Consider the following 11,957-nt stretch of genomic DNA (forward strand, 5'->3'; position numbering starts at 1 on the left):
CGTGGGCCCCAGGAGCCGTGGGATAATTCGAAAGGCGTGTCCGTACGACTACCGGCGATCACCGATCGACGGCCACCGACCGACGACTAGCGAGCAGGAGACACAGCACGATGCGCATCGGAGTTCTCACCGCAGGCGGCGACTGCCCCGGCCTGAACGCCGTGATCCGGTCGGTCGTGCATCGCGCGCTCACCGGTCACAGCGATGAAGTCATCGGCTTCGAGGACGGGTTCAAGGGCCTCCTCGACGGCCACTACCGGTCCCTCGACCTCAACGCGGTCAGCGGCATCCTCGCCCGTGGCGGCACGATTCTCGGCTCCGCCCGCCTGGAGCGCGACCGGCTGCGCGAAGCCGCCGAGAACTGCGGCGCGTTGCAGCGGCGGTACGGGATCGACGTCCTCATCCCCATCGGCGGCGAAGGCACCCTGACCGCGGCGCGCATGCTGTCGGACGCAGGCATGCCGGTCGTCGGAGTCCCGAAGACCATCGACAACGACATCTCGGCGACCGACCGGACCTTCGGCTTCGACACGGCCGTGATGGTCGCCACGGAGGCCATAGACCGTCTCAAGACCACCGCCGAGTCGCACCAGCGCGTCATGGTGGTCGAGGTGATGGGACGTCATGCCGGCTGGATCGCGCTGGAGTCCGGCATGGCCGGCGGCGCGCACGGCATCTGCCTGCCCGAGCGGCCCTTCCAGGTGGACGACCTGGTGAAGATGGTCGAGGAGCGGTTCGCGCGCGGCAAGAAGTTCGCGGTGGTCTGCGTCGCCGAGGGCGCGCACCCCGCCGAGGGCTCGATGGACTACCGGAAGGGCGAGATCGACCAGTACGGCCACGAGCGCTTCCAGGGCATCGGCAACCGGCTCGCCAAGGAACTGGAGAAGCGGCTCGGCAAGGAGGCCCGCCCGGTGATCCTCGGTCACGTCCAGCGTGGCGGCACCCCGACGGCGTACGACCGCGTCCTCGCCACCCGGTTCGGCTGGCACGCGGTGGAGGCCGCACACCGCGGCGAGTTCGGCCGGATGACGGCGCTGCGCGGCACGAGTGTCGCGATGGTGCCGCTCGCGGACGCGACCAGTCAGCTGAAGACGGTGCCGGAGAGCCGGATGCTGGAGGCCGAGTCGGTCTACTGACCGCGCGGACCGCTGTCCCCGTCCCGCTGGAGCGGCCTTGATCGTCCCCCCGTGAACGATCAAGGCCGCTCCGTTGTGCGCGGCCGTGTGACGGCCGAATTCCACTCTTGAGCGCGATCGCCGCTTCAACAAGGCTTGGGGCTTGTCCCGGACATGTCCCGACTCTGTCCGAGCGCGAGTGGCGGGAGGGGAAGGCGGATGGCCGACGGGGAGAGAGCTCCCGGCCCTTGGGAGATACGTGACCCCGCCGGGTTCATCGCCCGGTTGCAGGCGCTCAAGGACTGGTCCGGGCTGACCTACCGCGAACTGTCCGCCCGTGCGGAGGTGGTCGGCGACAGCCTGCCGCGCTCGACCGTCGCCAACATGCTGACGCGCGCGACGCTGCCCCGCGAGGAGCTCCTGATCACCTTCGTCCGGGCGTGCGGCGCGGGCCCGGAGGAGACGGAGCGCTGGCTGAGGGCCCGCAAGGAACTGGCGGCCCGCACGCGGGTGACCCCGCGCCCCGCACCACCGCACCCCACGCCTGACGCGGGCGGCGCGACGGGCCTGAGCGGCGCGGGCGGTACGGAGCGGGGTGCCTGGGAGCCGGGCGCCGGTGGCACCGGGCGGGATGGTGAGCCGGCAGGTGACGCGGGTGCCGGGAGCCGACCGGGCGCATACCCGGCTCGGCAGCGGCGGAACGGTGCCGTGCCGGCCGGGGGCGTCGCCCCCGAGGGCCCCGCGGACGGCATGCCCGGCGCGCCCGGCGCGGGTGCGGGAACGGCTGAGGGCGCGGGCGGCGGTGTGTCCGGTTCGGGCCGGGGTGGGTCCGGGGCGGGTGGCGGAGTGGCGACCGGTGCGCGGGGCGGTGAGGCGGACTCGGGCGGCAGGCCGGTGGACGCCGCCGGGGACGGGGACGGGGATGCGGACGCGGCCGGGCGGGATGTGCCGTCCGGGCGTCCCGGCGGTGCCGGTCCGGGCGGCGCGGAGCCCCGGCCGCGGCCGCGGCGGCGGTGGTGGACCGCCCGGGTCGTCGTGCCCGTCGTCGGCGGGCTCACCCTCGTCGTGGCGCTGACCACGCTCGCGTCGATCCTGCGCGGGGACGACAAGGAGCGGCACCGGACGGAGCCCGCGGTCACCGCGCCCGCGCCGGGTCCCGTACGGGTCCGGGCCGTGCACTCCGGGCTGTGCCTCAACGAACGTCCGGGGGAGCAGAGCGGTCAGGTGTACCAGGTGGAGTGCGCGAGCGCGGATGTGCCGAGGTACGAGCTGGCCCGCCGCGGGGGCGGCCTCTGGCGGATCGTGTCCCACCACCCGGACTTCGGGCCCGGCTGCTCCGGCATCCCCGTCGAGGCCGCCGAACAGGACGGCGCCCCGCTCATCGACAACGAGTGCGGCAAGCGCGGCCCGAGCGAGGCGTTCCGGATCGAGCCCGTCGGAGACGAACCCGTGCGGGGCCACCGCATCCGCGCCGCTCACTCCGGGCTGTGCGTCACCGTGCCGGAGGCATCCCGCGAGGCGTGGACGGCCGTGGTCCAGAAGCCCTGCGCGGCGGACGGCGCCGGACAGCTGTTCAGCTTCGACTGACCCGGGGAGACGGGCTACAGCCGGGCCAGCGCCCAGAAGTGGTCGACGATCCGGTCCAGGAACTCCCGCCCCGCCTCGCCGCCGCTCCCCCCGGAGTCGCCCCAGCTGTACGTGGCGACCATCCGTGCCTGGTAGTCGGCGTGCAACTGCTGCAGCACGTCCTCCAGATGGTCGCGCCGCATCGGCAGCAGCTTCGCGGCCGGCCGGACGTACGCCTGCCAGCGGGTCGTCGCCGCGTCCCGCAGCACCTCCGCCAGGTCGGCGTCCTTGCCCGTCGCGTTCAGCAGCTCGCGCGGGCCGAGCCCGAGGACCTGGGCGAGCGCGGCGGTCTGCCGTTCGTTGCCGCGCCAGCGGCCGGACTCCTCCATCTTCAGGTACGCCTTGGCGTCCACGCCGATCCGCCGGGCCAGGTCGTCGGGCGCCATGCCCCGCGCCATGCGGTGCTCGCGCAGGGTCGTGGCCGCGGAGAGCAGTTCGCCGGGCGAGCACCACAGCACGCCCGCGAGCGCGGTGAGCTCGCGCGTATCGGGGCGGGCGTGGCCGCGTTCCCAGGCGACGACGGTGTCGGGGGAGACGTTCAGCCCGTACTGCGCGCGCATTCCGTACGCGACATGACCGGGCGCCATGCCCAGACCCTCGCGGAGGCGGCGCGCGGCCCGGGCGTTGAACGGGGGGACGGAGGAGGGGGGAGACGGGTGCACGCGCCACAAGCTAGGTGCGCTGGGTTACATCTGGCTACGGTGCGTTCAACCAACGCCGAATGTTGGAGGAACGTCCAGATCGCCCGTACTCGTGGGTAATTGAAGAATATGTGAGCGGGATATTCAGCGGGGGCCGGGGCTCGTCTCCGTGAGCCAGCGGTACTGGAGTTCCGGGCGCCCGATCTGCCCGTACTGCGGGCTGCGCTCGGCCCGCCCGGCGGTCACGAGGTGTTCCAGATAGCGGCGCGCGGTGATCCGCGAGATGCCGACGGCGGCGCCCGCCTCGGTGGCGGTGAGCCCTTCGGGGGCGTCGCGGAGGGTGCGGGTGACCGCGGCGAGGGTGGGTCCGCTGAGGCCCTTGGGCAGGGCGGCGGGCTGGGGCGTACGGAGTGCGGCGAGGGCTCGGTCGACCTCGTCCTGGCCCGACGCCTCGCCGACGGCCCCGCGGAACTCGGCGTACCGCGTCAGCCGGTCGCGGAGGGTCGCGAAGGAGAACGGCTTCAGCACGTACTGGACGACGCCCAGCGAGACGCCCTCCCGCACGATCGCCAGGTCGCGCGCCGAGGTCACCGCGATCACGTCGGCCGAGTGCCCGGCGGCCCGCAGGGACCGCAGGAGCTGCAGCCCGTGCCCGTCGGGAAGGTACAGGTCGAGCAGGATGAGGTCGACGGGCGTCCGCTCCAGCAGTCGCACGGCGGCGGCCCGCGAGTGCGCCACCCCGACCACGGTGAAGCCGGCGACCCGCCCGGCATAGAGCGCGTGCGCGTCCGCCGCGACGGGGTCGTCCTCGACGACCAGCACCCGTATCCCGGCCCCGCTCACACCACCACCTCCGACGAGGTCCCGGCGGCCGGGCGGTGTCCGGCGGCCGGGCCCTCCGGTGTCCCGTCCTCCGGTGTCCCGTCCTCAGACGCCGCCTCCCCGGGCGCCCCGTCCTTCGGCGTCGTCTCCTCCATCGGCCTGTCCTTCAACGGCGCGCCCCTCAGCGGCAGTCGTACGGTGAACTCCGCCCCGTCCTCCGGGCCCCGGCCCAACCGCACTTCGCCGCGGACGCGGTGGGTGGCCTGGCGGACGAGGGCGAGGCCGGTGCCGCGGCCGGGGCCGTGGGTGGACCAGCCGCGGCGGAAGACCGACTCGGCGTCGGCGGGCGGTATGCCCGGGCCCGTGTCCGAGACGCGCAGCAGCAGTTCGCCGTCGGCCGTGCTCAGCGTGACCGTGACGCGGGAGCCGGCCGAACCCTGGGCGGCCTCCACCGCGTTGTCGATGAGATTGCCGAGGATCGTCACCAGGTCGCGCGGCGACAGTCCCGGAGTCAGGACGCCGTCGTCGATGCGGCTCTCCTCGGTCAGGACCAGCTCGACGCCCCGCTCGCTCGCCTGGGCCGACTTGCCCAGCAGCAGCGCGGCCAGCACCGGCTCGCCGACCGCGTCCACGACCCGGTCCGTCAGGGCCTGCGCCAGCTCCAGCTCGGCCGTCGCGAAGCCGACCGCCTCCTCGACCCGGCCCAGCTCGATCAGCGACACGACCGTGTGCAGCCGGTTCGCCGCCTCGTGCGCCTGCGCCCGCAGCGCCTGGGTGAAGCCGCGCTCCGAGTCCAGCTCGCCGGACAGGGCCTGCAGTTCGGTGTGGTCCCGCAGGGTCACCACCGTGCCGCGCCGCTCACCGCCGACCACCGGGCGGGTGGACACCACCAGCACGCGGTCGGCCGTCAGGTGCAGCTCGTCCTCGCGCGGCTCGGCGGCCAGCAGGGCGCCGGTCAGGGACGGGGGCAGCCCCAGCTCGGCCACCGGGGTGCCCACGACGTCGTCGGGCAGCCCCAGCAGCTCCCGCGCCCCGTCGTTGACCAGCGCGATCCGCCGCTGCCCGTCCAGCATCAGCAGCCCCTCGCGTACCGCGTGCAGCGCTGCCTGGTGGTAGTCGTGCATCCGGCTCAGCTCGGCGGCGTTCATGCCGTGCGTATGCCGCCGCAGCCGCGCGTTGATCACGTACGTGCCGAGCCCGCCCAGCGCCAGCGCGGCGCCCGCGAACCCGAGCAGCGCGGTGACCTGCCGCCGCACCTGCTCGCTGATCCGGTCGATGGTGATGCCCGCGCTCACCAGGGCGACGATCCGGTCCCGGTCCCACACGGGCGTCACGGTCCGCACGGAGGGCCCGAGCGTCCCCTCGTACGTCTCCGTGAGGGTCTCGCCCCGCTGGGCCGCGTCGATATGGCCGAGATACGTCTTGCCGATCCGGTCCGGCTCTGGGTGCGTCCACCGCTTCCCGTTCGGCGCCATGATCACTACGAAGGTCACCCCACCCTCGCCGGTCAGCGCGTCCGCGTACGGCTGGAGGGTCGCCGTCGGGTTCTCCGAGCGGACCGCCGCGACGACCGAAGGCGACCGGGCCACCGCCGTCGCGGTCGCCGTCACCTGGCGCCGCGCCGTCGTCTCCGCCTCGGCGCGGTCGGTGACGTGGACGAAGACGGCGCACCCGGCCACGACGACCGCCACCAGCACGGCCTGCATCGCGAAGAGCTGGCCGGCGAGGCTGCGGGGGCGGGGTATGCGCATGCGCTCAGTCTGCCTGTCCGAAAAGGTGTGAACGAAAAGTACGCAACGGTGACCGGCGTCACAAGCGTGATGGATAGTCGCGGGGATCCACCGGGACGTGGAGCAACTCTTCTAGGGAGGACCCCGTGGCCGCACGACGGGAACGTACCCACTATCTCTATATCGCCGTCATCGTGGCGGTTGCGCTGGGCATCACCGTGGGCTTCGCGGCCCCGGACGTCGCCAAGGAGCTCAAACCGCTGGGCACCGGTTTTGTGAGCCTCATCAAGATGATGATCTCGCCGGTGATCTTCTGCACGATCGTGTTGGGCGTCGGCTCCGTACGCAAGGCCGCGAAGGTGGGTGCCGTCGGCGGTCTGGCCCTCGGCTACTTCATGGTCATGTCGACCGTCGCCCTGGCCATCGGCCTTGTCGTCGGCAACCTGCTGGAGCCCGGCTCCGGCCTGCACATCACCGACGAGACCCGGGCCGCGGGCGAGAAGCAGGCCGTGGGCGCCAGTGAGGGCACCGTCGACTTCCTGCTCGGGGTCATCCCGAAGACCCTGGTCTCGGCGTTCACGGAGGGCGAGGTCCTTCAGACGCTGCTGGTGGCCCTGCTCGCGGGCTTCGCACTCCAGGCCATGGGCAAGGCGGGCGAGCCGATCCTGCGCGGTATCGGCCACATTCAGCGGCTGGTCTTCCGCATCCTCGCGATGATCATGTGGGTGGCGCCGGTCGGCGCGTTCGGCGCCATCGCCGCGGTGGTCGGCTCGACCGGCCTGGACGCACTGAAGTCCCTCGCGGTCATCATGCTCGGCTTCTACGCCACGTGCCTGGTCTTCGTCTTCGCGGTGCTCGGCACGCTGCTGCGGCTGGTCGCGGGCGTCAACATCCTTTCGCTCTTCAGATACCTGGGCCGCGAGTTCCTGCTGATCCTGTCCACGTCCTCGTCCGAGTCCGCCCTGCCGCGGCTCATCGCGAAGATGGAGCACATGGGCGTCAGCAAGCCCGTCGTCGGCATCACCGTGCCGACGGGCTACTCCTTCAACCTGGACGGCACCGCCATCTACCTGACGATGGCCTCCCTCTTCGTCGCCGAGGCGATGGGCCAGCCGCTGGCCATCGGCGAGCAGATCTCGCTCCTCGTCTTCATGGTCATCGCGTCGAAGGGCGCGGCGGGTGTCACCGGCGCCGGCCTGGCCACGCTTGCGGGCGGTCTCCAGTCGCACAAGCCCGCGCTGGTCGACGGTGTCGGCCTGATCGTCGGCATCGACCGGTTCATGAGCGAGGCGCGCGCACTGACGAACTTCGCGGGCAACGCCGTCGCGACGGTGCTGATCGGCACCTGGACCAAGGAGATCGACAAGGGCCGCGCGGCGGAGGTCCTCGCCGGGCGCGTGCCGTTCGACGAGACGACGCTGGGCGACGACGGGCACGGCGGCCACGGCGGCCACGGCGGTCACGACGTCGAGGGTGACGCCCCGGCCGGTGTCCCGGAGCGGCGCGCCGAGGCGGCGGAGCCCGCCAAGGTCTGAGAAACCCCGGGGGAGACAGGGGGTGCGGAGCAAACCGCGCGGGAGCCGACGGAGAAGCCGGCTCCCGCGCGGTTCACATGGGGTTCGGCTTTGGCGTACCGCCGGTAACATGGCGGTCGTCGTGCACGCATGGCATGCGCATGCCTCTGATGGCACTGCCCGCCGACCGCCGACCGCCGACCGCCGACTGACCGACCGTCACCGGTACCGCCGCGAAGGGATGGTCCCCCCATGTCACGTCTGGCCCGCTCGACCGCCGTGCTTGCCCTCGCCCTCTCGCTCACCCTCGGCCTCTCCACGTCCTCGTCCGCCGGACCGTCGAAGGCCGCGGCACCGCTCCGTGACGTGGTCCTGGTCGGCAACAGCGCGGACGGCACCGTGAGTTTCCTCGACGCCCGTACGTACCGGAACCTCGGCACCCTCGACGTCGTCCCCGGCCTGGAGGAGATCCTGGCCGGCATGGACGTGTTCCGCCGCGCCGCGTACGAGGTGGTCAAGCAGCCTCAAGCGGTTCGTCGCCCGCGAGATCGACCCCAGACGCTCGGCCCGGCCCGGAGATCACCGGCGGGAGCACTGACCAGCACACCAACCGAACAAACCACTCAAACCGACCTTGCTCCCGCAGCTTGACAACTATAGGAGCATCCCGCACGTGAGCACGGGTCCGCAGTGTTCAGCTCAGCCCACGGGGCGCTTCTGGTTCTCGATGTACTGCTTCACGAGGGTCAGGGGTGCCCCGCCGCAACTTCCGGCGAAGTACGAGCCGGACCAGAAGTGCCCGCCCCACAGGTACCGGCGCACGTGCGTGTCGTACTCCTTGTGCAGCAGGCGGGCGGAGACTCCCTTGAGGGAGTTGACCAGCTTGGAGAGCTGGACCTTCGGTGGGTAGTGCACGAGCAGATGGACGTGATCGTCCTCGCCGTTGAACTGCTTCAGCTCGGCCTCGAAGTCCGCGCACACCTCCCGCATGATCTCTTCGCAGCGCGTCAGCATGGCGTCCGTCATGGCCTTGCGCCGGTACTTCGTGACGAAAACCAAGTGGACGTGCAGGTTGTAGACGACGTGACGGCCCGTGCGTATATCGGGGTTTGGGTTCCAGCGTGGTGACATGAACCAAGTATGTATGGTGATCGCTATGCAGCTCAGGTACGGGTTCCGCTTGTACCCGACCGGTCCGCAGCGCTCGGCGCTGGCCAGGGCGTTCGGGTGCGCTCGGGTGGTCTTCAACGACGCGCTTCGCGTCCGTGAGGACGCCCGTGCCGCCGGGCTGCCGTTCGTCACCTCCGGCGAGCTGTCCAAGCGGCTCACGGCGTCGAAGAAGACGCCCGAGCGGGCGTGGCTCGGTGAGGTGTCCTCGGTGATCCTCCAGCAGTCCCTTCGGGACCTGGACACCGCGTACCGGAACTTCTTCGACGGCCTCAAGGGCAAGCGCCCGAAGACGGGGCCGCCCCGCTTCAAGTCCAAGCGGGACACCCGGCAGGCGATCCGCTTCACCGCGAACGCCGGATGGAAGATCACCCCCGGCGGGAAGCTCCGTCTCCCCAAGGTCGGCGACGTGCCGGTGAAGTGGTCGCGCACCCTGCCGTCCACGCCTACCACCGTGACCGTCATCAAGGACAGCGCGGGCCGCTATTTCGCCTCGTTCGTGGTCGAGACCGGCCCGGAAGAAGTCCTCACCCCGGTCAGGCCCGAGGTCGGCATAGACCTCGGCCTGGGACACTTCGCCGTCCTGTCGGACGGCCGGAAGGTCGACAGCCCGCGCTTCCTGCGCCGAGCTGAGAAGCAGCTCAAGAAGGCTCAGCGCTCCCTCTCCCGCAAGGAGAAGGGCAGCAGCAACCGGAACAAGGCCCGCGTCAAGGTCGCCCGCGCTCACGCACGGGTGGCCGACGCACGGCGGGAGTTCCACCACCAGCTCTCCACCAAGCTGATCCGCGAAAACCAAGCCATCGCGGTGGAAGACCTGGCGGTCAAGGGACTCGCCCGTACACGCCTGGCCAAGTCCGTGCACGACGCCGGATGGTCGCAGTTCGTAACCATGCTGGAGTACAAGACCAGCCGGTACGGGCGCACCTTCGTGCGCATCGGTCGGTTCGAGCCCACCTCACAGGTCTGCTCGGCCTGCGGCGTCAAGGACGGCCCCAAGCCCCTGCACGTCCGAGAGTGGACCTGCGGGGCGTGCGGGACCGTCCTGGACCGAGACATCAACGCGGCGGTCAACGTCGCCAAGGCGGCCGGACTGGCCGTGACAGCCCGTGGAGCGCAGGTAAGACGGGGACTCGTCCCCGCACAGCGCGTTGAAGCAGGAACCCACCCGGAGCCGCACCCGACAACGGCGCGGCAGACGGGAATCGCCCTCCTCTAGGTGGGCGAGGATGTCAAAACATGTCCATCGGTGTGACGTCGCTGCCCAAGGCCCTCGACTTCCTCAAAGGCACCAAGCAGGTCACCGTCGCCGACGCCACGACACTGAAGGTGGTCCGCACGTACACCTTCGACAAGGGTGTCCGCCCGGCCGTCGTCACCCCGGACGGCAGGACGATGTACGCCCAGCTGTCGTACCTGAACGGATTCATCGAGTACGACCTGGAGGCCGGTCGTACGGTACGGACGGTCGAGATGCCGTTCAGCGCCGCGGGAGCGGCGCTGAAGCCGGACGACTACCCGCAGAACTCCGCGCACCACGGCATGGCCATGAACGCCGCGCGGGACAAGCTGTGCATGGCCGGGACCATCGACGACTACACGGCGGTCGTCTCCCGCCCCGGTCTCACGACGGACGGCTTCGTCCACTACCCGCAGGGCTCACTGCCGTACTGGACGGTGACCGGACCCGGCGGCAAGCACTGCTGGGTCACCCTGTCCAACCGGGACGAGGTGTCGGTCGTGGAGTACGGGACGGCGAAGGAGGTCGCACGGGTGAAGGTGGGCGACTTCCCGCAGCGCGAACGGGCGGGACGGGTGGCGCCGGAGGCCCTGTCGGGGCTGACACCGCAGGGCTGAGGCCCGGCGGACGCCCGGCCTCACGGACACCGCTGTTGCCCTGACGTCGGCGTCAAGCTCTAGGTTCGTGGCATGCGAATCGGCGAACTGGCGGAGCGCGCCGGGGTGACCACCCGCACCCTGCGCTACTACGAGTCGCGCGGGCTGCTGCCCGCCCGGCGTACCGGCAACGGCCACCGCGTGTACGACGAGGACGACCTGCGGCTGCTCCAGCAGATCCGCACCCTCCAGGACTTCGGGTTCGACCTGGAGGAGACCCGGCCGTTCGTGGAGTGCCTGCGCGCCGGTCACCCGGCCGGGGACGCGTGCCCCGCCTCGCTGGCCGTGTACCGGAGGAAGCTCACCGAGCTGGACTCCCTGATCGGCCGGCTCCGGTCGGTCCGCGACCAGGTCGCCACGCACCTGGCCGTCGCCGAGGCGGCCGAGCACGACGCCCCCGAACCACAATGCGCATTCGGAGGTACCACCCCATGACCCTGACAGCCGTCACGGACGCGGACTTCGGCACCGAGGTCCTGGCCGCCGACCGCCCCGTCCTCGTCGAGTTCACCGCGGACTGGTGTGGCCCCTGCCGCATGCTGGCCCCGGTCCTCGCCGAGGTCGCCGCGGAGGAGTCCACCCGACTGAAGGTCGTCCAGCTCGACATCGACACCAACCCCGAGACGGTCTCCCGCTACGCGGTCCTGTCGGCCCCCACCCTCATGCTGTTCCGCTCGGGCGAGCCCGTGAAGTCCATGGTCGGCGCCCGCCCGAAGCGCCGCCTCCTCCAGGATCTGGAGGAGTACCTGGAGCCTGCCCTCACCGGGCACTGACCAGCAGTCGCTCCACGTCGCTCCACGCGGGCGCCGACAGCAGAGGACGCAGCCGCTGGAAGAAGCCCAGCAGTTCGGCGCCCCACTGCTGCCGGAACTCCGGGCTGACGGACGCGATGTCCAGTTCGTTGGCGGCGGTCAGCTCGGCGAAGTCGCGCCGCCGGGACGGTGACGGGCTGAACACCACACCCGTGAACCGGTCCCGGTACGGCGCGTCGTCCTGCTCCAGGCGCGGGTACGAGGCATCCCGGTCGCAGCTCGCGTAGAAGTACACGAGCTCCTCGGCCTCCGTCCCGACGGCGGCCCGCAATTCCCCGCGCCGTTCCAGTGGCAGCAGCGCCGTGGCGAAGCCGTCCGTCCCGTAGAAGGCGTGGCACAGCCCGGCGAGCCGCAGCTCCGGCCGGGCTCCCCATGCGGCGAGCCGCTCCCGCACCCGGAGCAGATGCGCGAGCAGGGTGCCACCCGGATGCTCCATCCCCTCGGCCCCACAGGCCCTGAGCAGCGCGACCGCCTTCTCCTCCGCCATGCGCCCCCCTGTCACCGCCGCACAAAAAAGCCCCGGTTCCGAATTGACGGCCGGGGTATATCTGCGCGTATATTCAATGGTTCCGTGTGTACGCATAAAAAAAGCAGCGCACGGGATTTGAATAAGCGCACAGTATCGCGTCGGGAGTGG

At 71.3% G+C, this 11,957-nt stretch carries 13 protein-coding genes; 8 read left to right on the top strand and 5 right to left on the bottom strand.

Going from position 1 to position 11,957, the window contains the following annotated elements:
• The first annotated feature begins 110 nt into the window (after nucleotides 1-110).
• Complete coding sequence (locus FVS66_RS28245; protein WP_149184061.1) at nucleotides 111-1,136, top strand: ATP-dependent 6-phosphofructokinase; 1,026 nt, start codon at nucleotides 111-113, stop codon at nucleotides 1,134-1,136.
• Nucleotides 1,137-1,334: 198 nt separating this feature from the next.
• On the top strand, nucleotides 1,335-2,702 hold the full coding sequence (locus FVS66_RS28250; RefSeq protein ID WP_149184062.1) for a helix-turn-helix domain-containing protein: 1,368 nt from the start codon (nucleotides 1,335-1,337) through the stop codon (nucleotides 2,700-2,702).
• Between the two features lie 14 nt (nucleotides 2,703-2,716).
• Here the strand turns inward: FVS66_RS28250 and FVS66_RS28255 are convergent, their stop codons facing one another.
• From FVS66_RS28255 to FVS66_RS28265, 3 genes are all read right to left on the bottom strand, one after another.
• Nucleotides 2,717-3,328 carry a helix-turn-helix transcriptional regulator gene (locus tag FVS66_RS28255; RefSeq protein ID WP_149184172.1) on the bottom strand — a complete coding sequence of 204 codons (612 nt, stop codon included), beginning with the start codon at nucleotides 3,326-3,328 and terminating at the stop codon, nucleotides 2,717-2,719.
• Nucleotides 3,329-3,526: 198 nt separating this feature from the next.
• Nucleotides 3,527-4,225 carry a response regulator gene (locus tag FVS66_RS28260; protein WP_149184063.1) on the bottom strand — a complete coding sequence of 233 codons (699 nt, stop codon included), beginning with the start codon at nucleotides 4,223-4,225 and terminating at the stop codon, nucleotides 3,527-3,529.
• A complete protein-coding gene (locus FVS66_RS28265) occupies nucleotides 4,222-5,955 on the bottom strand; it encodes a sensor histidine kinase (protein WP_149184064.1) in 1,734 nt (577 codons plus the stop codon). The genes FVS66_RS28260 and FVS66_RS28265 overlap by 4 nt, the downstream gene beginning before the upstream one ends.
• A gap of 125 nt (nucleotides 5,956-6,080) precedes the next feature.
• Between FVS66_RS28265 and FVS66_RS28270 the strand changes: the two genes are divergently transcribed.
• The gene (locus FVS66_RS28270; protein WP_149184065.1) at nucleotides 6,081-7,469 is read left to right on the top strand and encodes a cation:dicarboxylate symporter family transporter; all 1,389 of its coding nucleotides are present in this window, start codon (nucleotides 6,081-6,083) and stop codon (nucleotides 7,467-7,469) included.
• A gap of 231 nt (nucleotides 7,470-7,700) precedes the next feature.
• A complete protein-coding gene (locus FVS66_RS28275; RefSeq protein WP_149184066.1) occupies nucleotides 7,701-8,099 on the top strand; it encodes a hypothetical protein in 399 nt (132 codons plus the stop codon).
• A gap of 48 nt (nucleotides 8,100-8,147) precedes the next feature.
• Here FVS66_RS28275 and tnpA read toward each other — a convergent pair whose 3' ends face one another.
• Nucleotides 8,148-8,579, bottom strand: a complete 432-nt coding sequence (gene tnpA / locus FVS66_RS28280; RefSeq protein WP_149184067.1) for an IS200/IS605 family transposase — start codon at nucleotides 8,577-8,579, stop codon at nucleotides 8,148-8,150.
• A gap of 25 nt (nucleotides 8,580-8,604) precedes the next feature.
• On the opposite strand from tnpA, the gene FVS66_RS28285 reads away from it, so the two are divergent.
• From FVS66_RS28285 to trxA, 4 genes are all read left to right on the top strand, one after another.
• On the top strand, nucleotides 8,605-9,831 hold the full coding sequence (locus tag FVS66_RS28285; RefSeq protein ID WP_149184173.1) for an RNA-guided endonuclease TnpB family protein: 1,227 nt from the start codon (nucleotides 8,605-8,607) through the stop codon (nucleotides 9,829-9,831).
• Nucleotides 9,832-9,851: 20 nt separating this feature from the next.
• Nucleotides 9,852-10,469, top strand: coding sequence for a hypothetical protein (locus tag FVS66_RS28290; RefSeq protein WP_149184068.1), 618 nt, complete (start codon nucleotides 9,852-9,854; stop codon nucleotides 10,467-10,469).
• A 72-nt stretch (nucleotides 10,470-10,541) separates the two neighbouring features.
• Nucleotides 10,542-10,943, top strand: a complete 402-nt coding sequence (locus FVS66_RS28295) for a MerR family transcriptional regulator (RefSeq protein ID WP_149184069.1) — start codon at nucleotides 10,542-10,544, stop codon at nucleotides 10,941-10,943.
• The gene (gene trxA, locus FVS66_RS28300; protein ID WP_149184070.1) at nucleotides 10,940-11,281 is read left to right on the top strand and encodes a thioredoxin; all 342 of its coding nucleotides are present in this window, start codon (nucleotides 10,940-10,942) and stop codon (nucleotides 11,279-11,281) included. The genes FVS66_RS28295 and trxA overlap by 4 nt, the downstream gene beginning before the upstream one ends.
• Here trxA and FVS66_RS28305 read toward each other — a convergent pair.
• Nucleotides 11,268-11,807: a DUF6817 domain-containing protein gene (locus FVS66_RS28305; protein ID WP_149184071.1), complete on the bottom strand. Its 540-nt coding sequence runs from the start codon at nucleotides 11,805-11,807 to the stop codon at nucleotides 11,268-11,270. The two genes, trxA and FVS66_RS28305, sit on opposite strands and share 14 nt — an antisense overlap.
• Between the last annotated feature and the right edge of the window lie 150 nt (nucleotides 11,808-11,957).

Source organism: Streptomyces sp. TRM49041, assembly GCF_008271805.1.
GTDB lineage: Bacteria > Actinomycetota > Actinomycetes > Streptomycetales > Streptomycetaceae > Streptomyces.

Excerpts from the sequence above, each read along its gene's own strand:
- FVS66_RS28245 (WP_149184061.1), top strand. The coding sequence starts at position 111 with ATGCGCATCGGAGTTCTCACCGCAGGCGGCGACTGCCCCGGCCTGAAC.
- FVS66_RS28250 (WP_149184062.1), top strand. The coding sequence starts at position 1,335 with ATGGCCGACGGGGAGAGAGCTCCCGGCCCTTGGGAGATACGTGACCCC.
- FVS66_RS28255 (WP_149184172.1), bottom strand. The coding sequence starts at position 3,328 with ATGGCGCCCGGTCATGTCGCGTACGGAATGCGCGCGCAGTACGGGCTG.
- FVS66_RS28265 (WP_149184064.1), bottom strand. The coding sequence starts at position 5,955 with ATGCGCATACCCCGCCCCCGCAGCCTCGCCGGCCAGCTCTTCGCGATG.
- FVS66_RS28275 (WP_149184066.1), top strand. The coding sequence starts at position 7,701 with ATGTCACGTCTGGCCCGCTCGACCGCCGTGCTTGCCCTCGCCCTCTCG.
- tnpA (WP_149184067.1), bottom strand. The coding sequence starts at position 8,579 with ATGTCACCACGCTGGAACCCAAACCCCGATATACGCACGGGCCGTCAC.
- FVS66_RS28285 (WP_149184173.1), top strand. The coding sequence starts at position 8,605 with ATGCAGCTCAGGTACGGGTTCCGCTTGTACCCGACCGGTCCGCAGCGC.
- FVS66_RS28290 (WP_149184068.1), top strand. The coding sequence starts at position 9,852 with ATGTCCATCGGTGTGACGTCGCTGCCCAAGGCCCTCGACTTCCTCAAA.
- FVS66_RS28295 (WP_149184069.1), top strand. The coding sequence starts at position 10,542 with ATGCGAATCGGCGAACTGGCGGAGCGCGCCGGGGTGACCACCCGCACC.
- trxA (WP_149184070.1), top strand. The coding sequence starts at position 10,940 with ATGACCCTGACAGCCGTCACGGACGCGGACTTCGGCACCGAGGTCCTG.
- FVS66_RS28305 (WP_149184071.1), bottom strand. The coding sequence starts at position 11,807 with ATGGCGGAGGAGAAGGCGGTCGCGCTGCTCAGGGCCTGTGGGGCCGAG.